The sequence below is a fragment of the Marinomonas sp. ef1 genome (assembly GCF_002806845.1).
Classification (GTDB): Bacteria; Pseudomonadota; Gammaproteobacteria; order Pseudomonadales; family Marinomonadaceae; genus Marinomonas; species Marinomonas polaris.
The window spans coordinates 130,380-152,720 of sequence record NZ_NHTT01000001.1 but is presented as its reverse complement, the minus strand read 5'-3'; the positions used below and the strand labels follow the sequence as shown (position 1 = coordinate 152,720).

Annotated in this window: 16 protein-coding genes; 12 read left to right on the top strand and 4 right to left on the bottom strand. The window is 42.5% G+C overall.

Annotation, left to right across the window (positions count from 1 at the left end; translation table 11 throughout):
- Positions 1 to 113 precede the first annotated feature (113 nt).
- On the top strand, positions 114 to 911 hold the full coding sequence (locus CCS02_RS00700; protein WP_012069190.1) for a transglutaminase domain-containing protein: 798 nt from the start codon (positions 114 to 116) through the stop codon (positions 909 to 911).
- Positions 912 to 950: 39 nt separating this feature from the next.
- On the opposite strand, the gene CCS02_RS00695 is transcribed toward CCS02_RS00700, so the two are convergent.
- A complete protein-coding gene (locus CCS02_RS00695) occupies positions 951 to 1,631 on the bottom strand; it encodes a hypothetical protein (protein ID WP_100187439.1) in 681 nt (226 codons plus the stop codon).
- Between the two features lie 186 nt (positions 1,632 to 1,817).
- Between CCS02_RS00695 and CCS02_RS00690 the strand changes: the two genes are divergently transcribed.
- The 7 genes from CCS02_RS00690 to CCS02_RS00660 all read left to right on the top strand — a co-directional run bounded on the left by CCS02_RS00690 (position 1,818) and on the right by CCS02_RS00660 (position 9,568).
- Positions 1,818 to 2,705, top strand: coding sequence for a LysR family transcriptional regulator (locus CCS02_RS00690; RefSeq protein ID WP_012069188.1), 888 nt, complete (start codon positions 1,818 to 1,820; stop codon positions 2,703 to 2,705).
- Positions 2,706 to 2,826: 121 nt separating this feature from the next.
- Complete coding sequence (locus tag CCS02_RS00685; protein WP_100635289.1) at positions 2,827 to 4,062, top strand: CaiB/BaiF CoA transferase family protein; 1,236 nt, start codon at positions 2,827 to 2,829, stop codon at positions 4,060 to 4,062.
- 9 nt (positions 4,063 to 4,071) lie between these two features.
- Complete coding sequence (locus tag CCS02_RS00680; protein WP_012069186.1) at positions 4,072 to 5,037, top strand: hydroxymethylglutaryl-CoA lyase; 966 nt, start codon at positions 4,072 to 4,074, stop codon at positions 5,035 to 5,037.
- A gap of 63 nt (positions 5,038 to 5,100) precedes the next feature.
- Entirely contained in the window at positions 5,101 to 6,090 is a 990-nt protein-coding gene (locus tag CCS02_RS00675) for a TRAP transporter substrate-binding protein (RefSeq protein ID WP_100635288.1), read from the top strand.
- Between the two features lie 69 nt (positions 6,091 to 6,159).
- Entirely contained in the window at positions 6,160 to 6,723 is a 564-nt protein-coding gene (locus CCS02_RS00670) for a TRAP transporter small permease (RefSeq protein WP_012069184.1), read from the top strand.
- Entirely contained in the window at positions 6,723 to 7,994 is a 1,272-nt protein-coding gene (locus tag CCS02_RS00665) for a TRAP transporter large permease (protein WP_012069183.1), read from the top strand. Before CCS02_RS00670 ends, CCS02_RS00665 begins: the two co-directional genes overlap by 1 nt.
- Positions 7,995 to 8,215: 221 nt before the next feature.
- Entirely contained in the window at positions 8,216 to 9,568 is a 1,353-nt protein-coding gene (locus CCS02_RS00660; protein ID WP_100635287.1) for a YdgA family protein, read from the top strand.
- Between the two features lie 99 nt (positions 9,569 to 9,667).
- Here the strand turns inward: CCS02_RS00660 and CCS02_RS00655 are convergent, their stop codons facing one another.
- Together CCS02_RS00655 and CCS02_RS00650 are read right to left on the bottom strand one after the other, a co-directional pair.
- The gene (locus CCS02_RS00655; protein ID WP_100187436.1) at positions 9,668 to 10,381 is read right to left on the bottom strand and encodes an SPOR domain-containing protein; all 714 of its coding nucleotides are present in this window, start codon (positions 10,379 to 10,381) and stop codon (positions 9,668 to 9,670) included.
- Positions 10,382 to 10,449: 68 nt separating this feature from the next.
- On the bottom strand, positions 10,450 to 10,848 hold the full coding sequence (locus tag CCS02_RS00650; RefSeq protein WP_232617137.1) for a YqaA family protein: 399 nt from the start codon (positions 10,846 to 10,848) through the stop codon (positions 10,450 to 10,452).
- Positions 10,849 to 11,082: 234 nt separating this feature from the next.
- On the opposite strand from CCS02_RS00650, the gene CCS02_RS00645 reads away from it, so the two are divergent.
- The 4 genes from CCS02_RS00645 (at position 11,083) to glgX (ending at position 20,500) form a co-directional block, all read left to right on the top strand.
- On the top strand, positions 11,083 to 12,699 hold the full coding sequence (locus CCS02_RS00645; RefSeq protein WP_100635286.1) for a methyl-accepting chemotaxis protein: 1,617 nt from the start codon (positions 11,083 to 11,085) through the stop codon (positions 12,697 to 12,699).
- Positions 12,700 to 13,050: 351 nt separating this feature from the next.
- Positions 13,051 to 16,176, top strand: coding sequence for a glycoside hydrolase family 15 protein (locus CCS02_RS00640; RefSeq protein ID WP_100635285.1), 3,126 nt, complete (start codon positions 13,051 to 13,053; stop codon positions 16,174 to 16,176).
- 26 nt (positions 16,177 to 16,202) lie between these two features.
- Complete coding sequence (gene glgB, locus CCS02_RS00635; protein WP_100635284.1) at positions 16,203 to 18,398, top strand: 1,4-alpha-glucan branching protein GlgB; 2,196 nt, start codon at positions 16,203 to 16,205, stop codon at positions 18,396 to 18,398.
- A 62-nt stretch (positions 18,399 to 18,460) separates the two neighbouring features.
- A complete protein-coding gene (glgX, locus tag CCS02_RS00630) occupies positions 18,461 to 20,500 on the top strand; it encodes a glycogen debranching protein GlgX (RefSeq protein ID WP_100635283.1) in 2,040 nt (679 codons plus the stop codon).
- Here glgX and CCS02_RS00625 read toward each other — a convergent pair.
- A complete protein-coding gene (locus CCS02_RS00625; RefSeq protein WP_100635282.1) occupies positions 20,497 to 22,314 on the bottom strand; it encodes an ABC transporter transmembrane domain-containing protein in 1,818 nt (605 codons plus the stop codon). The two genes, glgX and CCS02_RS00625, sit on opposite strands and share 4 nt — an antisense overlap.
- Positions 22,315 to 22,341: the final 27 nt, after the last annotated feature.

The window sequence follows — 22,341 nt, the reverse complement described above, 5'->3', positions numbered from 1 at the left end:
GAATAAGTTAAACACACATTCATTTATTTAACGTAGATATAAAGATGTCCTATAGCTGATCATACTTATAGCTGCTACTGTAATGAGTAAACCATCAATTCGGGAGTTGTTTTATGTGGTTAGAAGCATCCAGTACTCTTGAGTTCAACATTGAGACACCGTCACCTTTTGTGCTTATGTTACGACCTCGTAGCGGTATGCAACAATGGATTGCTCGAGAAGAATATGTGTTGTCGCCTAGTGTGCCAGCAGTTGAGTTTACCGATTCCTTTGGAAACTTATGCCAAAGATTAGTCGCTCCTGTCGGACATTTTTCGATTCGTATTTCTGTGGTAATAGAAACCGCCAACGCTTCAGATACTGCACCCGGCGCGCCTTTTGTTGACATCCAGCAACTACCCGACGAAACCTTACCTTTTTTGCACCCTAGTCGTTATTGCGACTCCGATCATTTTACCGAAATGGCGTCATCCATTGTTGCAGGCTTAACTCCAGGCTATGACCAATGCAGTGCTATCGTCGATTATATTCGCAAAAATATTCAGTACACACCGGGTGAAGGCGAACAAAACATAAGTGCATCAGAGCTAAACGGATTAGGACGAGGTGTTTGTCGAGACATGGCACATTTGGGCATTGCTTGCTGTAGAGCGCTTGCCATTCCTGCACGCATGGTGGTCGGTTATCTTGAAGGCTTAGAGCCGATGGATTTACATGCGTGGTTTGAAGCCTACGTTGGCAATCGTTGGTACACATTTGATCCAACGCAAGCGGATTTACAAGGTGGTCGCGTCGCTATCGCTTTTGGGCGAGACGCTGCTGATGTGGCAATCTACACCCAGTTCGGGCCACCGGTAGAGCTGCTCAATCTCGATGTTAAGGTCCAAGAAACGCAAGGACCAACGCGATAAAGCAGCACTTTTTATGAAGCGACACAATTAATGAAGCTATTAGACTATCTCAAATTGAATAATAGCATTACCCTGATTCATAACTCGGTTCACACCTAAAGACTCAGCGGCTGACACTAATCCATTTAAGGTTCCGGTAATAAAAAAGTAGTCTTTATTGCCGTAGCCTCGTTGAATACATTGAAGTATACCTTTCTTCACCACGTCTTTCTTTGCCTCTACAAGCTGATCCAATCCTGCAGAGTAGGTATAACCTTGATTACCACCTTCAAAAAGTATCTCACCAGCTACTGGCTTTTGAGAGACAAAAACACCGTAGTTGAAATAGAAATCACACGCTGAATGGTTCGTAGGGTGAATAGCCGGACGAATCAGTTCGACAGCTGCAAAAGATGTCAATTCACCAACCAATTCATTAATTGCATCTGTCGTACTTGGTACAGTCAATTGAAAGCACACTTCTAACTCAGTACCGCGAAATGCTTGATGTGGAATGGTGTCGCCAAGATTGGCGAATACTTGGAAGTCAAAAATAGGAGAAAGAATAATCACGCCATCTTTATCGACAATTTTCCAACCGGCGATCGTGGCACCTTTCTCGACAATTTTAGTAATCAGAGCATCCTGCGCGGCGCACACTGCGTCAAAACTATCAGTTAACGATAATGACGCCTCAAGCTGAAATCCTTTTACTATCCGAGAATATTCTTCGAAAACCATTTTGTGACAACCCTTGTAAAAATTAATAGCGGCAAAAATAGCCAAACACCACAAACATTTAATCGTAGTAAAGGCGCCGCTATAGTATGAGAAAAAAGTAAGATGAGATATGATCTTTGCACGCTTAACATCATATAAAAGCAAGAATCAGCCACAAAAAGCAATAAAATATGAATGGAATCCTGAATGCGAATTGACCCAACTTCCCTGCGATTGTTCGTCTGCGTCATAGAGCAAGGCTCAATTGCCCGCGCTGCCGAATTGAATTTCATTGCGGCTTCTGCTGTATCAAAACGCATCAAGGAATTAGAGCAATTGCTTCATACCCCATTAATGATGCGCACCAATCGCGGCGTAGTTGCCACTCCAGCTGGTCAAGCTTTGTTACAGATGTCCCGCGGCGTGCTGCATCAGTTAGATGATATTTATAACCAAATGAATGAGTTCTCCCACGGTGTTCGAGGGCAAGTTCGAATGGTAGCCAACATTTCTGCTATCAGCCAATTTCTCCCTAAACAACTGCGCTCTTTTCTGAACCAAAACCCTTTGGTGCAAATTCATTTGGAAGAGAAAATCAGTAGCGAAATCATTCGTGCCGTAGCAGAGAATGCAGCAGATATTGGTATTGTCACCATCGCTTCAAGAGAATACCCAGACCTTTCTATCTATCCTTATAAAACAGACCGTCTTGTGGTCATCACTCCGGTTGGGCACCCTCTTGGACAATACAAAGAGGTCAAGTTTGTAGACACTTTAGGGCATGACTATGTCGGTTTACATACAGGAAGTGCTATCAATAACCAAATGATTAATGCGTCTACCAATGCCAATTTACCACTAAATATGCGCATTCAAGTCACCAGCTATGAAGCGCTTTGCAGCATGGTGGAATCAGGACTTGGTATAGGACTTATGCCTATCGACATTGCTCGCCCCTATATAAAAGCTTCACGAATAGAGGCTTTGCCATTATTAGACAGCTGGGCACATCGAGAACTTAAGATCTGTGTTCGCAGTTCGGATCAACTGCTCGACGCCGCTCACCATTTATTAACCCATTTACGTACAACTTAATGACTATAAATCTTGCCATATCCTAAAGAGATGGCAGCCTAACATTTAGGCGCTTTGCTCTTGCTCTAGATTAAAAGATGATAATTACAACAATTACAAAAAATAATTAAGGGAAACGAGAATGAACCAACGCGACTCGTCATCTAACACAAATTCTAACAATGAAACCGAATTACCTTTAAAGGGCGTACGCGTTTTAGAACTGGGATCTCTCATCGCCGGTCCCTATGCTGGCAGCATTTTTGCTCAATTCGGCGCAGAAGTAATTAAGGTTGAACCTCCCGGAAGCGGTGATCCATTGCGCAAATGGCGCAAAATGTACAAAGACACTTCTCTTTGGTGGTACTCACAAAGCCGCAATAAAAAATCTATTACACTCGATCTTAAATCGGCGGATGCCCAAGCCATCATCCATGACTTGGTAAAAGACGTCGACATAGTCATCGAAAACTTCCGTCCTGGCACCTTAGAAAAATGGAATCTTGGTTGGGAGCAATTATCTGCTATTAAACCAGAACTCATCATGTTACGTGTTTCAGGTTATGGTCAGGATGGGCCTTATTCTTCGCGTCCTGGTTTTGCTGCGATTGCAGAATCCATTGGTGGCTTACGTCACCTTGTTGGTTATCCAGATAGACCTCCGGTTCGAGTGGGTGTCAGCATTGGCGACACACTTGCATCACTTTACGGCGTAATCGGTGCCATGATGGCGATGCATCACTTAAAAGTAAATAAAGGCACTGGGCAGTTTATCGATGTAGCCTTATACGAATCTGTATTCGGTGTGATGGAAAGTTTGATCCCTGAATACGGTATGTTCGGTTTTATACGAGAACGTACTGGCGCCAGTATGCCGGGCATTGCACCATCTGGTTCTTATATGAGCAAAGACGAACGCTACATTGTTATTGCCGCTAACAGCGACAGTATTTTCAAGCGTTTAATGAATGCAATGGAACGACCAGATTTAGCAAACGATCCAGAGTTAGCGCAAAATGACGGTCGAGCTAAACGCTCCGACGAACTAGATGAAGCAATTCAAGCTTGGACATCTCAGCATTCTCTTAAAGATGCGCTTGCTATTTTAGAAGAAGCCGCCGTGCCGTCTAGCGGCATAAACAATGCGGAAGATATTTTTAACGACCCACACTTTCATGCCCGAGAAATGATTGTTGAACATCCGCTTTCTGGTGACGATAAAATATCACTTCCTGGCATAGTGCCAAAATTAAGCCTAACACCTGGCAAAACTCAGTGGCTAGGGCCAAAACTGGGCGAGCACACAGACGAAATTTTAGGCTCAGTTGGAATCGACAAAGACAAGCTTGCCGTGCTACGTGCCAAGGGTGTGATTTAGGAGCCTATTATGTTCATGCAGAATCTACCAACCAAGGTACGAATTAACGAAGTGGCGACTCGCGATGGTTTTCAGAGCGAAGCGCTTTTTATACCAACAGATAAGAAAATCGAGATCATCGACCGCCTATCTTTACTTGGTTTAAATAAAATCGAAGTCACCTCTTTTGTATCGCCAAAGGCAATTCCTAATCTGCGTGATGCTGAAGAAGTCATGAATAGCATTACGCGTAATCCCAAAGTCACTTATGTGACACTGGTTCCCAATGAAAAAGGCGCAGAGCGTGCACTGGCGACCAAGGCGGATGAAGTAAACCTGGTTATGTCGGTGAGTGAATCGCATAACCTTTCGAACATGCGTATGTCATGTGAGCAGTCATTGGCGCAGTTCATACGTATTTGCGAGTTAATGAAAGGCAGTAGCACTCGAATTAATGCTTCATTAGCCACTTCATTTGGCTGCCCTTTTGAAGGCATTATCGCTCCTGAGCGTGTAATCAAAGTCATTCATCAATATATTGATATTGGCATTCAGAGTATTTCGATTGCTGACACAACAGGTATGGCATCACCAAGACAAGTCTATGAGTTATGTTCGCAAGTTCGCGATATTTTTCCAGCGCTCGATGTGACGTTGCATTTACACAACACGCGCGGTATGGGATTAGCGAACGCGCTTGCTGGTTTGTCTGCTGGTATCACTCAACTAGATGCGTCATTAGGTGGCATCGGCGGTTGCCCTTACGCACCAGGAGCCACAGGTAACATCTGTACAGAAGACCTAGTTCACATGCTAGAATCCATCGGTTTAGATACGGGTGTAGATTTGACTACTTTATTAGTCATGGCTCGCGAGCTACCAGAATTACTAGAACACGATATATCAGGACAAGTTGCCAAGGCAGGCTTACGAACTGAAACAAGACCTTTATCACAAAGTGTCATTGATCTTAAAGCTCGTATTGAAAAGCACTAAAATAAAAAACTAGCAGTAATAAAACTATAAAAATAATGATTAATAAGAAAACAGGACTTTACCATGAATTATAAAACCCTTCTAAAAACTGGCTTATTAACGTCTACTTTGATGGCTTCTTTGCCAACATTAGCAGAAACAACGTTAGGGATTTCGCTGCAATTACCTCTTAAACATCATCTTGGTCAAAACCTTGTCGACTTCAAAAAAGAAGTAGAAGAAAAAAGCCATGGTGATATTAAGATCAAAATTTATCCTTCTGCACAACTGTTTAAAGACAGCGAAGTGCACCAAGCAGTGAGTTCTGGCGCCATTGAAATGGGTGTGATGAGTCTTTCTCAGCTTGCAGGAACTATTCCAGCAGTAGATGTTTTTTATGTGCCTTTCATGTTTCCTTCTCAAGACAAGGTAGAAGCTGCAACTCGCCCTGATAGCCAAGTTCGCAAATTACTGGATGAAGCCATTCTAAAAACCGGTACGCGTCCATTATGGTGGCAAGCTTATGGTGGCATAGCGTTACTTTCTAAGAAAAAACCAATTGAACTACCAGAAGATATGAAAGGCATGAAAGTTCGTGTTTTTGGTAAAACATTAGGTGAATTTGTTAACGCAGTAGGCGGCGCACCAACATCACTATCTGGCTCTGAACAATTCCTAGCCTACCAACGAGGTACAGTAGATGCAGGCATGACAGGCGTATCTGCGGTTGGCCCACGTAAGCTTTACCAAGTAATGGATTACCTTACTCTAACGAATCATGCTGACATTGAGTTCTTAACTGTTATCAATGAAAAAGTATGGGAATCTTTATCTGCTGATAATCAAAAAATTCTGTCTGATGCAGCTCGTAAAGTTGAAGTTGAGCTAAGAGATAAAATCAAAAAAATCGAGAGCGATGCTATCGTAGATGCTGAAAAACACATGAAGGTGATTCATCTTACTGATGACGACATCATCGCTTGGCGTAAAGCGACCACCTCTGTTAAAGAATCTTTCTTAGATAATTCAGGTCCACTCGGTTTTAAAGTCATTCAAGCTGCCGAAAACCTTTAAGCTTATAAAAATATATCGCGGATGAGCCCTTCATCCGCGATATTTCGTTGTTTTTTGGAGTATTGGCTTATGTCCAACCATGAAGAAAAAAAGCAGGACTTGTCAGCTTGGCGAGCAGAACACCCCGCTCTTTGGGTTCGTATAAACTACCGAGTAATTCGATTATGCGGCCAGCTATCTGCAGCACTGTTTGTTTTCATCGCTGCAATTATCACTTATGAAGTCGTTGCCCGTTATATATTTACTGCACCTACTATCTGGTCAGAAGACATATCATTGCTTTGTCAGATTTGGGCAACCTGTTTAGGCGCCAGTTGGGTATTGCAAAACAAAGCACTGATTCGCATCGATTTTCTAACCAATATGCTGGGTGAAAAAGCGAAAAAACTGTCTGACTTCGTCGCGCTATTATCGATCATCTTCTTCGCGGGATTTATTACCTTTTATGGTTATCAACTATTAAAAGAATCCATTGAAATGGGCTCTGCATCAGCAAGTATGCTGGGGCTACCACTTTGGACAACAAAATCAGCCATCCCTATTGGATTTGGGTTACTAACATTACAAGCCGTCATGGAAATATTTTTGATGTTCGCGGGTGATTATCAAGAACACGAAGAGGTTTCACTATAATGACGATTATCCTGTTACTGGTTATCATGGTCTTAGCGTTGTTAATCGGCGTACCTGTTGCTTTTGCCTTAGGTGGGTTAGGTTTAGGGATGCTGTTATTAGCTGGCTTCTCACCAATGATGGCGCCGCTAGCGCTTTACTCTTCCTTCGACAGCTTTATTTTATTATCTGTTCCACTGTTTCTATTGATGTCGAATATCTTGCTGCAAGGTGGCATAGGCAAAGACTTATTTAGAGCCGTACAATCTTGGGTCGGTCATTGGCCTGGCGGTCTTGGCATTGCCACAATCGCTTCTTGTACTATATTTTCGGCTATTTCTGGATCATCTGTCGCTACAGCGGCAACCATAGGAAACGTAGCTATCAAAGAAATGACTGACCGAGGCTATAACAAACCATTCGTATACGGTTTAATCGCCGCGGGCGGTACCTTAGGTATCCTGATTCCGCCTTCTATTCCAATGATCGTATATGGCGTTATTACCGAAGAATCCATTGTCGATTTATTTTTAGCGGGTATCGTGCCCGGTTTATTAATGGCAGGTAGCTTCATTGTTTACTGTTTTTTTTACGCACGCTTCAGCAAAGATTACACGCCAAGTGAAAAGGCTACTAGCGCTGAACGCAAAAGTGCCAGCTTACGAGCAATACCAACGCTGTTACTAGCTAGCATCATCATTGGCGGTATTTATACTGGTGTATTCACGCCAACTGAATCTGCAGGTGTCGGTGTTGCGGTTTCTCTGATTATTGTCATCATGATGGGAACCTTTAGCCTTGAGAAATTCAAAGCCGCAGCTATGAGCACAATGAAAAATACGGTGACGATTTTTCTTATCATTGCTGGCGCGAAAGTCTTTGGTAAAGCCATTACTCTGTACCAAATTCCTCAAGATATTTCGATGTTAGTCAGTGAGAATATATCTGAAGTAGGTTTGTTCATAGCGGCAGTGTGTTTTGTCTTGCTAATTATGGGCTTCTTTCTTGAGTCTGTATCTATGCTATTGATCATGATGCCAGTACTTTACCCATCGCTTGGCATGTTAGGTATCGACCCAATTTGGTTCGCTATCATCTTTGTGATCATGATTGAGTGCGCATTGATTACACCGCCCGTTGGGTTAAATCTCTTCGTCATTCAATCGGTGTCTGGAGGGAAATCCTCGGAAGTCATTCAGGGCGTTTGGCCTTTTATACTTATCATGCTTGGCTGTTTGCTAGCTGTATATTTTTTCCCGGCTATCGCTCTTTATATTCCCTTTCAGTTATAAGTTAACTTAAATCACTATCCAGCTTTCACAGTATCGCTGGGTAGTGAATTTTATATAAGAACTTAATGTTTCTGTGCATTAAACCTTTTAAAAAACAAAACACTTCAAACACTCCAACTTTTCTTTAAGTTTCTTCACAAACATCCGTCTTCATTTTGTTTCATAAGAATTAGTCTGTATCATACGCGCACCTTAACCCATCCTATGAAAAGGAACTTCCAGTGAAGAAAATACTTTCCGTGCTCGTTTTCACGCTTGTTGCTGCTTGCTTAGTGGCACCTAAATTTATCGCTCCTAAGCATCAAGAAAAAGTCGCGGAACTGATCTCAAATATTAATAAAGCTCCAGGCTATACAGCGAATATTGTGTCTACAGATTTAGCGTGGTTCGGCTCTGAAAATAAAGTGCTTGTAACTTTTGATACCACACAAATCGATCCAACAATTCAAGAAGGAGTTCTTGAAGCCGAACTCATTATTGATACGCATTACGGCCCTCTACTGTTTGCAAGCCAAGGCTTATTTGGTTTGTACGATACTAAAATTAGTTATACAGGTGACAAACAACGTAACTTCATAGACTGGAATGAAGACCTGCCTTTATATGAGCTTTCTGTGCTTGGCGGCTTTACAGGTAACTTCAAAGTAGCCGATAGTATTCCTGCCTTTAGTAACCCAGCTAATACATTTCAATTTAGTGGTTACACAGGCCAAGGTGAAATGACAGATCAAGGATTCATCTACCAAGGCACCTTAGATCAAATTGATATAGTTGACGGTTATACTCCAGTTAAAGCAGAAGGATTCACACTGTCTATTGAGTTGAACGCAAACTTAGCCACCATCATGCAAGGTGGATTTTATGACAGCACAACAGACTTCAACCTTGAAAAGCTTAATATAGGTGCTGATACTGAACTTTCAGGTCTAAATATTGAAATGGGTTCTAGCTTAGATAAGGAAACGCAACTAGGTAGTATTGAAATTGGTTATCTTATTAAAGATGCCATGTTTGGAGAGTTTAAAGCGAGTGATCTTTCTTTAGTCACTGAGCTGACCAAGCTGAGCAATAAATTCTTTATTGATTACAAAAACTTTTCTGACAACCTGCTAGCTCAAACCCATTCGTCAGATGCTGTTTACGAAGTAATATTGGCTTTTATGCAAGATAATATTGGTGAGTTACTTGCAGCGAAACCAGAATTCAACATCACTGATTTCAGTGGAACTTTCCCTGAAGGTAGCTTCAATGCAACGCTAACGAGCAAGCTTGCCGATATTGGCACACCAATTATTGAGGAGCTTTCTATTCCTGAGTTTTGGTTGTACAACGCGATTGTTACAGCCAACCTTGAAGCAGATGAACCCTTGGTACGCAGCCTAGCAGAGCAATTCATTGCCAGTAAAATGCGCGCACCATTGAATGCACCAGAAGTAAAACAACAGGCATTAATGATCATCGATAGTTTTGTACAACAAGGTTTGATTAAATTAGAAGATGATAAATATAAAAGCGAAATCACCATCGAAGATGGTCAAGGCAAAATCTATGATTCTGCATTTCCTTTGATGTAGGTTACTTATTTAAACTTATCCTAGCTCCAAACTAAAAAGGCGCGTCTTATATTCTGGTTTACAGAAATAAAACGCGCCTTTTTTATTTCACTAAAAAATTTAGTTGCTAGCGAAAGGCTCACCATTATATTGCGTAACTAGGCAATCTTTGCCCTTTTCTTTTAACATTTTACAAAAGTCTGAACTAAATGTTTTATTCACAAATGGCCCTACTTTAAGCTGATACATAGTACGACCATTGACTTCTTTTTGATTCACTAATGGCTCTAAACCGTTAAAAACTGTTGGATAGGACTTCTGCAGTACTCTCCAACCACGAACAGCTTCATCACGATTACCATAAGAAGCCACTTGCACACCGTATTCGTCTCCAGTCACTGTCGTTTGTTTTGTTGCCATCACCGGCGCAACGACAACAGGAGGAGCCGCTCTATCCATCTCGAAGTTTTCTTCTGGATCGATAGTCATTGGATCAGCATTACCTTGACTGTCTATAGGTGCCTGCATAACAGCAGGAGCTACATTTACAGCCGCCATAGTTGCACTAGTCGACATACCATTACCAGCCATGTTATTTGACATTGCTGCAGATTTGGTTGGCAGAGCCTTACCTTGCTTTAATGCTGCGACTTCAGCTTCTAGCTCGTCAATTCTATCCAATTTCGATTGTACGTTTTGCCATTGTTCATCATGAGTACGAACTTTATCTTGCAAATCGCCATAGGTCATAAAGGTGTTTTTATCGTCCAGAGATGAGCAAGCACCTAATGATAATCCTGCCATCACTACGATCAGTTTTTTGGACATTCCCATTATTCTATTCTCCATGTACATCATTAGAACTTCGCGCTTACTATCATGGACTTTTTTATCCGTACCTCTTACAGAGTCAATAGTAAGTGCTGTCCCCACAAAATTAAGGCATAACGAGCCGCTTTGCCAATCAAAACCAAAGGTAAAAAATACCAAATAGGTGTACGCAACATTCCCGATACTAAAGCAATCCCGTCGCCAACAACAGGCAGCCAAGTAAATAATAAGCTCCAAATACCATACTTATTAAAAAAACGTTCTGCTTTTTGTCGAGTGGGCGCCTTCATCGGAAACCATTTTTTGTGCTCGAAACGAATCAAATACAGCCCTAAGAACCAGTTTGTTACCCCCCCTAATGTATTCCCCAAACTTGCCCAAATCCATAGATAAAATACCGACAAGGTTGCGTCATTTGCATAATAAAGCAACAAACCTTCTGAGCCCAAGGGCAAAATAGTAGCTGACAAAAAAGAAACTAAAAAAATAAATAAATAACTTAACACTATCTCTCTATACCTACGTTCATCGAGTAATTAAATATCTAAATACAAAAACAATGACCCATCTCAATTTTACCCACTAGGCAATATATAGAAAAACAACTACTCTAGGAATCATGGCCATTTTTTATCTCAAAGCAGCCATTTCAATAGCTCCATTTATTGGCGTCAAATACGCAAAACCAACCTAACGGAGGCGACATGCTGGATCGCATTAATGACATAAAAATTCGTTACAAGTTATGGGCTATTATTGGACTAATGTCCATGGGAACCACGGCACTTATTCTCGTATCTCTTTCTTCATTGTTTAACAGCCATGTAGACGCCAGAAAAGATAGAACCCAAGACATATTAGATATCGTAAACACCACACTATCTCCTATCTATAAAAAACAAATATCTGGTGAATTAACAGCAGAACAAGCAAAGCAACAAGCTATTACACTGTTATCTGAATTCAGTTATGGCGATCAACAAAGCCTATGGATTATCAACAAAAACAGCCGTACTTTACTTAGCGCTCCAGCAAACTATAAAAGTAGCACTTCGCCTTCATCCCTAACTGACGAACTAAACAGGTCACAACCATCGACGTCTAAAAAGAATTATCAAACTATAGAATTTGAGTATCAAGGTAACGATGGCGCAGCTCATCGAATGATTGCCAGCGCATCTACGTTCACACCTTGGAACATTACCATTATTGCTACCGCGTCTATGGATGCCGTGTTCAGCTTTTTCTTAAAAGCTTTAATAGATTACGCCATTGTCGTTGGTCTATTAACTGTACTGGTCGGCGGAACCGCTTTGTACATTATTCACTTGGTTACTAGCCGTGTGACTTCTCTATGCAAGACAATGACGTCGGTACAACATTCGGGTGACCTTACTCAACGTGTTGAATTTACTGGCCAAGACGAAATGGGGGAAATGTCGCGTGCGTTCAACAGCATGATGAACGATTTCCAATCCATCGTGCGCAATGTCAGCTATTCCAGCGAAACCTTAGACAGTATCGTTGGTCAAACGAATAATTCGACAACCAAAACAGCGCAAGGCGTCGCCAGACAATTATCCAATACAGGTAAAGCGACAGAGCTGATGCAAAGCGTAATGACGTCAGTTGAGGATACCCTTGCCATTGCTGAACAAGCCAACAACACAACACAAGAACTTGGCCAGCATTCCAAACAAGGTCTTGGTGTTATGAATAAAGCTAACCAAGATATTCAGCAACTATCGGTTGAAGTAGGCGATGCAGCTAAACAAATTCAACAATTACGAGAAGACGTTACTCATATTAATGAAAGGCTAGGAATCATTGCTGAAGTAGCAGACCAGACAAACCTACTAGCGCTGAATGCAGCGATTGAAGCTGCTCGTGCTGGTGAACAGGGTCGCGGCTTTGCGGTTGTTGCTGACGAAGTGCGTCAACTTGCCAGGCGCTCACAACTCGCAGCAACTGAAATCGGAGGTTTGATTGATCAACTAACTCAGCAAACACTCAATACTGTGGAAGTCATGGAATCTGCCAGAAACACGGCTAACCAAGGAGCAGAGCAAACCTCTCAGGCTGGGCAAGCGTTTACTCAGATTGCCAATGGCGTTCTCTCTATTTCCAAACTGAACAGCAGCATTAGTAAAGCCGCAGATCGTCAATTTGAGTCATCACAAACAGTGAATCAAACCCTAGAAAATATTGCTAATATTTGTGAAGAAACAAACCACAACTCCACGGACATTCAAACATCGGTAAACAACCTACAAGATTGTGCCAGCCAATTGCGTCAATTGGTTCATCAGTTCAGTACTTAACTGTTAGCGTTTTATACCTCTTTTTGTATAAATATAAAAAGAGGTCATGCACTTAAAAAACCATGACCTCTTTCACCTTTCTAAGATCTTGTCCTTGCTTCATAAAACATTAAATAACGCACCTTAAACTGCACTTAAGCAATATTTTCTGCTCAAAAATTGTGCATAAATGCCTGACTTAATTGAAATCACGACATTTTTAAAAATTAAGTAAAAAAGAAGCTTCTTTAGTACTTTAACTTCTTGGTGAGTCACATTATGTTTGGGTATAGTGGTTTTAGACTTAATTAGTACTATAGTACGAACTAAGCTTTAGGCCTTTAAACAACAGAGTTTCATAAAGGATCGAACATGGCGTCTGATACGCAAGATAAGCTAGATTCTCTTTATCAACACATCCAAGCGGTTATCTTATCCCGCCAGCACCCAGTAACAGGGCTTTTTCCTGCTAGCACCAGCATTAACAATCACGGTAACTACACCGATGCTTGGGTACGAGACAATGTTTACAGTATTCAAGCCGTATGGGCCTTACATCTAGCCTATAAGCGCGCTTCCAACCCTCAAAAGCGTGCCAATGAACTTGAATTCGCCTGTATAAAAATGATGCGCGGCTTATTATTTGCCATGATGCGTCAATCCCATAAAGTAGAAGCCTTTAAGCACAGCCTAGACCCTAAAGACGCGCTACACGCTAAATACGATACTAAAACGGGTTTAGAAGCCGTCGCTGATGACGCTTGGGGACATTTACAAATTGATGCCACCAGCTTTTATTTATTGATGTTGGCACAAATGACCAAAGCTGGCAGCAAGCTGATCTTTTCTCGTGACGAATTCAACTTTATCCAAAACCTTATTTATTATATTTCGCGTACTTATCGCACCCCAGATTACGGTATTTGGGAGCGAGGCAATAAAGTAAACAACGGCAAAGCCGAAATAAACGCCAGCTCAGTAGGCATGGCAAAAGCTGCTATGGAAGCCATGGATGGACTAAATTTATTTGGTGAAGAAGGTCCCGAGTGGGCAGTCGTACATTCCTTTGCAGATGCCGTTGCTCGAGCAGGTTCTGTATTGCAATCCTTGTTACCGAAAGAGTCTCGCTCAAAAGAAGTCGACAGCGCCATTCTTAGTATCATTGGCTTCCCAGCCTTTGCGGTAAACGATGAAAAACTAACTCGCCGCACACGCAAAGAAATCATTAGCAAGTTGGGCGGCGAATACGGCTGTAAACGCTTTTTATTAGACGGTCACCAATCCGAGCTTGAAGACCAAAGCCGAATCTATTACGAGTACGATGAGTTAATTAATTTCGAGCACATTGAATCCGAATGGCCGCTATTTTTTACTTATCTTTATATTGATCGCTTGTTTGCCCGAGATTGGGAAAGCGCTAACTTTTATCGCCATAAACTAGAGTCACTTATGGTTGAAAAAGACGGCCAGATGCTGCTGCCAGAACTTTATTATGTGCCGCAAGAAAATATTTTAGCGGAGAAAGAAAAGCCTGGATCTCAAAAACGTGTTCCCAATGACAACCTACCTTTGGTTTGGGCACAAAGTTTATTTTTAGTCGGTAAAATGCTCGATGAAGAGCTGATCACCACTGATGATCTCGATCCTCTTGGTTTACATCGAGTCCAGCACCGACCAAACAAAGTCACCACATCCATGGTTATCTTGGCACAAAATGACAAGGTCAAACAAAAGCTACTAAACGCTGGATGTCTTTGCCAAACACTTGAAGACATTGCGCCACTGAAAGCCATTAGTGCCGATCAATTGGTTGAAACCTACCGTCATCTTGGTGCTTCCGAGACACTGGGCCTTACTGGTCGCCCTAATCGTGCGTTGAATAGCTTGGCAACCTCTCAGGCATTTAGTATCAATGACGAAAGTTATTTGTGTTTGTCTTGGATTCAAAATGAAGACAAAGACTATCGAAAAATTGATCCTAGCCTATTCCAAGCACACATTCGTAACGAATTAAAAACCATCGCCAATCATTGGTATTATCAAGCCAATGCTGTTTTCAGCATTCTCATAGATGAAGCAATGAGTGAGATGAAAGGCAGCGATGAACTGTTTGAATTTATTCGCTTACTGCAAAAACGTGAGCACGAAGAATTCCGTGTAATTCCTCAATCTGCTAAGAATGCCTTTAAATCAGGAAATCGTCGCGCCATTATAATTAGCTCACTTGACCATAAACAGTTAGAAACCAAACTACCGGTTCACGATACCCTTTGGCCTTTAGCTGACAAGCCAAAAGCCTACGATACTGCTAGCATTAAAGCAGCCGAAACCGATGCTCTGCTTGCTCGCCTAGTAGATCAACCTAGCTTAGACGAAGCGGTAGATTGCTTAATGGAGCTTGGTGGTCGTCGCGCATTAATGAGTACCATACCAGGCTCAACGCCTGCAATTACAGCTTATAAAGTATTGAATAGTGTCTACCTTCAAGCGCTATTATCAGAAAATTGGCGCCCTGCACGAATACTGTATTCTTTGATCTTGAAACCATCAACGGATCTTGCAACCTACATTGCCGACATTACCGTTCGTCAGCGCTTGTTGGTGATAGGTGAAACGCCGGAAACGGAAGTCGATATCAGTTCACCACTGCATCAAGATGCCATTTTAGATATGCTGAGAAGTGTCTCGTCATCGCCTATTGGTTTAGTTATTTGCCATGAGTTAATTGCTATCGCAGGTACGCTAATTAAAGTACACCCTGAGTTTTTCTCAGGTGTTCGTACTATTCGTATTCACAATTTGGCCATGCTTTGCGCTCGACAATTTGATCCAGAAGACGATGCACCAGTTTTTGACACATTATCTAAGGTCTCCCCTAGTGAGCTTTACGAAGCACTCACTCAAGTGTTACAACAGAAGCACGATGAATACGCACATGTGGCAAATAATATGCGTTATCACAACAGTACCGATGCACAAAGTAAGATGAAAGATGTTGACTGGTTTGACTGGCGTTCTGAGCAAGGTATGATCACTAAGCTCCCAGAATCTATGTTATTGCAACTCTGGGGAAGCTTAAGTCATGCAAATACCATTGTGTTTGGTGATTCTCAGAGTAATACCGCGCTGGATTGCAAACGTGCGCTAAGTTCAATGACACCAGGTGAAGACACCTTTGCCCTGCTGATTGAAACCTTAACATCAGATATTCATCCAAGCTGGTATAAGAGCCTTATTTTTGAAGGTTTGTATGCCTTCATACAGTTTTGCCAGCAACATAAAAACTGCAAGTTTGATCAAGAAATCAACTTGCCTGTGCTAGTTTCCCAAGCCGCTTTGGATCACGCCAAGCAACATCAAGCAGAACACCCGGAAGAAAGCTGGGCAGAAGCCGCATTGGATGAATTTGCACAAATAACACCAAATAAAGTAAACCAATATTTGCGTTGGGCAGTGAGCAAACTTCACAGTCATCAGCACCAACACTCATCGAGTTAACACACTCACTCTTGCTGGAGAAGTGAATGGATTTAATAAAAAATGCCCTAATTAACGATGTGCTGAATGCTCATTGTTCAGACCCATTTGGCTGTTTAGGACTACAAACATCACCTTCTAAAAAAGGTTTGTCGCTACTTGTTTGGCAACCGGAAGCGATCTCTATTCGTGTATTAGCCATAGAATCAGACAAAGTGCTCGCCACAATGAGCGAGACCAATGATAAAGGCCTGTTTCACGCCGAATGGCCAAAAGAAAACACGCGCTTTCATTATCGTCTTGAAATTACTTATAAAGACAAAAGCACTTATACGCTGGTCGACCCATACCAGTTCCCTAATACGACCTTTGTCGACCCAGAGCACCATCAAGCAAATCAATACAAAAGCCAAGGTGCAATTCGTGCTGGTGCCAAGGTAAACGATAAACTCACCATTCAAGGCACACGCTTTGCGGTTTATGCGCCAGCAGCACGCTCTGTGTCTGTGGTTGGCGACTTTAATGCTTGGGATGGTCGCATTCACCCAATGTCGAGCAATGGCGATGGCATTTGGCGATTGTTTATTCCTGACGTTAATCACGGTGCCCGTTATAAGTTCGAGATTCGCGCGAAATCCGGCGAGATTCTTCCTCATCGCAGCGACCCATATGCACAGCGTATTGAACAATATCCATCCTTTGCCAGCGTAACCTGTTTTGACAATAAGCACGCATGGCAAGACGACGCTTGGGTTAAACGCTCTATCGAAGACATCTATGAAAGACCCATGAGCATTTATGAATTGCACATAGGTTCATGGCGTCGCAAAGGTGACAATCAACCGTTGACGTATCTTGAGATCAAAGATCAGCTGGTTCCTTATATTCAAGAAATGGGCTACACACACGTCGAATTATTGCCGATTACTGAATACCCATTCGATGGATCTTGGGGCTATCAGCCTGTCGGTTTATATGCTGTAACATCTCGATTTGGTACACCAGAAGATTTCAAAGCCCTTGTCGATGCGCTTCATCAAGCCAACATCGGCGTGATCATGGATTGGGTTCCTGCGCATTTTCCAGCCGACAGCCACGGTTTGGCGAACTTCGATGGTTCCAAACAGTACGAATACCCAGACCCTAAAAAAGGCTGGCATCCAGAATGGAATTCGTTGATCTATGATTTTGGTAAAGAGCATGTAGTGAATTACCTAATCAGTAATGCCGTTTATTGGTTAGAAGAATTCCACATCGATGGTTTGCGCGTTGATGCCGTGGCCTCAATGTTGTACTTGGATTATTCCCGTGAAGACGGCGAATGGATTCCCAACAAAGACGGCGGCAATCATAACTACGAAGCCATTGATTTTTTACGCCGTTTAAACGAAACCGTGTATTTGAATCATCCGCGCTGCTTTACAGTAGCGGAAGAATCTACCGCCTTTCCAGGTGTGTCTAAGCCAACTTATATGAATGGTTTGGGCTTTGGTTTCAAATGGAATATGGGCTGGATGAACGACTCGCTAGCTTACATTAAAAAAGATCCAATTTATCGCCAGCATCATCAAGGCGAACTTAGCTTCAGTATGGTTTACGCCTTTGACGAGCAGTTTGTTTTACCGATTTCTCACGATGAAGTAGTACATGGCAAAGGCTCGATGATCACTAAAATGCCCGGAGATGCTTGGCAGAAATTCGCTAATTTACGCGCATTTTCGGCTTACATGTATTTCCATCCTGGCAAGAAGCTCAACTTCATGGGTAACGAGTTTGCGCAAGGTCAAGAATGGAGCCATGAACGCTCTTTGGATTGGCACTTGTTAGACACCGATTTCCATAAAGCTCAGCAAACACTGTCAAAAGACCTAAATCATCTTTATCAAAACGAAGCGAGTTTGCAATTTGATCATTCCCATCAAGGCTTTGAATGGATCAGCTACGATGACAGCGCCAACAGTATTTTGGCCTTTGCACGTAAAGCCAAAGACAGTGATGAGCATGCGGTCGCTGTGATTAACTTTACGCCAGCACCTCATGCAAACTACCGCATTGGTGTGCCTAAGGCAGGTCGCTACCAAGTCATTATAGATACGGATGAAACAAGCTATACAGGCAGTGGCTTCGCTAAAAGTAAAGAATACTATACACAGACTATTATCAGCCATGGCCGTGATCAAAGTATTGAACTGCAAGTACCACCACTTGCTGGCGTTTTATTAAAATGGTTAGGCGAGTCTTAATCGCTAGCATTAACAGCATTTAGTAATAACAACAGCAACATAAATAGCATCTAGAGGTATTAATGAACCAAGCACACCAGATTTCCGATGGCTCCTCTTTTCCTCTAGGCGCCACAGTGACCGAAAACGGTGTTAATTTCGCCGTTGTCGCTGAAGACGCTATTCAGCTGTATTTGTGTTTATTTGATCAAGAAGATAATGAACAAGAACCCCTGCCCTTTATTAATAAAAATAAGGGCATTTGGTACATGGAAGTACTTGGTTTAAAAGAAGGTCAGCATTATGGCCTTAGAGCCAAAGGCGAATTCAAACCAGAACTCCAGTTGCTCTACAATGAGCGAAAACTGCTTATTGACCCTTATGCAAAAGAGTTAAGTGCCAAACTGGTTTGGCATGAAGACCAAGCAGCGATAACAAAAGAAGGTCAACCGCATCCTACAGACTCAGCGTATTGCGTTCCTAAATCTATTGTCCGTACCGTTGAAGTAAAATCAGATCGACCTGCAAGAGCCAAAATCAGACCGTCTAGTCGTGCCTTGTATGAATTACATGTCAAAGGTTTTAGCAAAAACCTACCAATCGAGAGCGAGCTTCAAGGCACTTACCTTGGTGTCATTTCTTCCGCAGGCATCGAGCATTTAAAAAGTCTTAACATTACTACGATTCAATTAATGCCTTGCTTTAGCTTTATGACAGAACGTCATTTACAGCAATTGGAGCTCAACAATTACTGGGGCTACAACCCGATTAGCTTTTTTGCCGTCGAGCCTTCATACGCCATAAAAGACGCGATTGTTGAGTTCCAACAAATGATTGATGGATTGCGCCAAGCAGGTTTTGAGGTGATTTTAGACGTGGTGTATAACCACACAGCTGAAAGTGAATTAGATCAATCCAGCGTGTGTTATCGCGGCTTAGACAATGCGCGTTACTATCGCCATCAAGATGGTCAATATTTGAATTACACAGGTTGTGGTAACTGCGTCGATACCTACAATCCCACCAGCATTCGTCTTATCTGCGACAGTATGCGTTATTGGGTTGACGTGATGGGCGTCGATGGTTTCCGCTTTGATTTAGGTGTGGATCTTGGTCGCACAAATCACGATTTCACGCCACAAGCGCCTTTATTACAAGCCATTCTTCAAGATCCTGTTTTAAGCGAAACTTGCCTTGTCATGGAGCCTTGGGACATTGGTCCAAACGGTTATCAAGTTGGGCAGTTTCCTAAAGGGTTTCTCGAATGCAACGACCAATATCGCGACACCATTCGTCGTTTCTGGCGTGGTGATGATGGCTTAGTGCCAGAATTTGCCACACGTCTTATGGGATCAAGAGACTACTTCCATAAAGGCAAAAAAAGCGCGCTAAACTCGGTTAACTACATCACTTACCACGATGGCTATACAATGAAGGATTTAGTGTCTTATCATCATCGTCATAATCTTGCCAATATGGAAGAAAACCGTGATGGTCATGGTGAAAATATCAGTCAAAACTTTGGTGCAGAAGGCGAAACAGACGACAAAGATATTCAAGCACAGCGCTTGAATCAGCAGCTTTGTTTTATGGCAACGCTGCTATTAAGCCAAGGCACACCACATATTTTAGGTGGTGACGAACTGTCCCATAGCCAACAAGGTAACAACAATGCCTATTGCCAAGATAACGTCATTGCGTGGCAAACTTGGCAAAACCTAGACACCGAAACAAGCCATGCGAGAAAGACAATCCAAGATACCATCTCAACGCTTATGGCATTGCGTAAAACCTACCCTATCTTGGCAGAAATTCATTTAGAAGATGATCCGCTTTATCAACATACGTCGTCAGATAAAATCCATTGGCTCAACGAACAAAGCGAAGCAATGACGATAGAAGACTGGGCTGATGACAGCCGACACTTCATTGCGCTAACACTAACACCAGCCGACCATTCCAGCAGTTTTTGGATAGTATTCTATAGTGACGATGCGCCACTTAGTATTCCGTTACCTACAGAAAACGACAACATAGAAACGCTTTACCAAACTCCTGGATTATCCATTACAGACAACACACTCCATTGCGCTTATCGTGGAGTATTTGTTGGTAAATTTTAATCAGATTGAGCGTCATCATGTTGATTAAACTGTAAGTCGGCTAATCGTTTATACAAGGCACAGGTTTCGAGTAATTCGACATGCGTTCCTTGGGCGATTATTTCCCCTTGATCCATCACAACAATTCGATCTGCGTTCAATACCGTTGCCAAACGATGGGCAATCACCAAGGTGGTTCGACCCTTCATCAAAGGTTCAAGCGCGGCTTGAACCTTGTTTTCGCTTTCTGCATCTAAAGCACTTGTTGCTTCGTCTAATAACAAAATCGGTGCGTCTTTTAATATCGCCCGAGCAATCGCTACACGCTGTCTTTGACCACCTGACAAACGTACGCCGTCTTCTCCTAGACGAGTTTCATAGCCTTTATCCAAACGAGCAATAAACTCATGGGCATTCGCCTGCGAAGCAGCATACTGAATAGACTCCTTGCTGGCATTGCGATTGGCGTAACCCAAGTTATCGTAAACTGTTTGATCGAAGAGAACCGTTTCCTGTGGAACCAAAGCAAAGTGCTGGCGCAGATCGTCTAAGAAATACTCTTTAATATTCTCACCAGCCAAATAAACACCGCCTTGCTGAGGATCATAAAAACGCAGCAACAATTCAAACAAGGTAGATTTACCGGCTCCTGATGGCCCAACTAAAGCCAGCATTTCACCCTGCTTGATAGAAAAAGAAAGATTCTTCAACGCGGCATAATCAGGTCTTGTTGGATAACGGAACTCGACATTATCAAACTTGATGACCTCTTCGCCTTGACGAATTTCAGCCATACGCTGAGAAGGAAATTCGGTAGAACCACTTACCACAACGCTTTTTGCACTAAGCAATTCCATAATGCGCTCCGCTGCTCCCGCAGCGCGCTGCAACTCGCCCATTACTTCAGAAATGGCACCAACCGCGCCAGCGACAATAATGGAATAAAACAAGAAGCTTGCTAGATCACCAGCACTGATAGCCCCTGAGATGACGTCTTTACCACCAAACCACAACATCACCCCAATGCCACTCATCGATAACAAAATGACCATCAGAGTTAGCCAAGAGCGCTGCTGAATACGTTTCACACTTACATTGAAGGCGCGATCAACCGTTGCTGAAAAACGTTGCGCATCATGCTTTTCGTGGGTAAAGGCTTGTACCACTTTTATGTGACGCAATGCTTGTGATAAATAGCGGCCCACATTAGCTACTTCATCTTGGCTATCACGAGATAGTCGTCGCACTCGTCGGCCAAAATACACTACGGGAACAATCACAAAAGGTACGCAGGTCAGCAAAATAAGCGTTAATTTAAAATGCATCACCAGCAAGAATAAAATCCCACCAATCAACATCAAACTGCTGCGTAAGGCAATCGACAAAGAAGAGCCAATCACACTTTGTAAAAGCGTGGTATCAGAGGTAATACGGGATTGAATTTCACTAGGAGAATTATCTTCAAAGAAGGAAGGCGACAAAGTGAGCAAATGCGCAAACACGGCTTGACGAATGTCGGCCACCACTCGCTCACCTATCCACGACACCAAGTAAAAGCGACAAAAACTGCCAATACCCAATAAAAATACCAAAGCGATGAAAATCATCAAGGCATGAGTCAAGCCAGCCTCTGAACCAGATGCTAGACCTTGATCAATAAGCAACTGCACGCCTTTGCCTAAGCTCAGCATGGTTCCAGCGGTGACCACTAAGGCGATCAAAGCCAACACTATATGACGTCGATATGGACGCAAAAAAGGCAAGAATGTTTTTATTCCACTATCAACTCTTTCCCTATCAACAATTGCATTCTCAACATTTTCCGGTTTGCTCATCAGTCATAACCACCATAAAGTAATAAC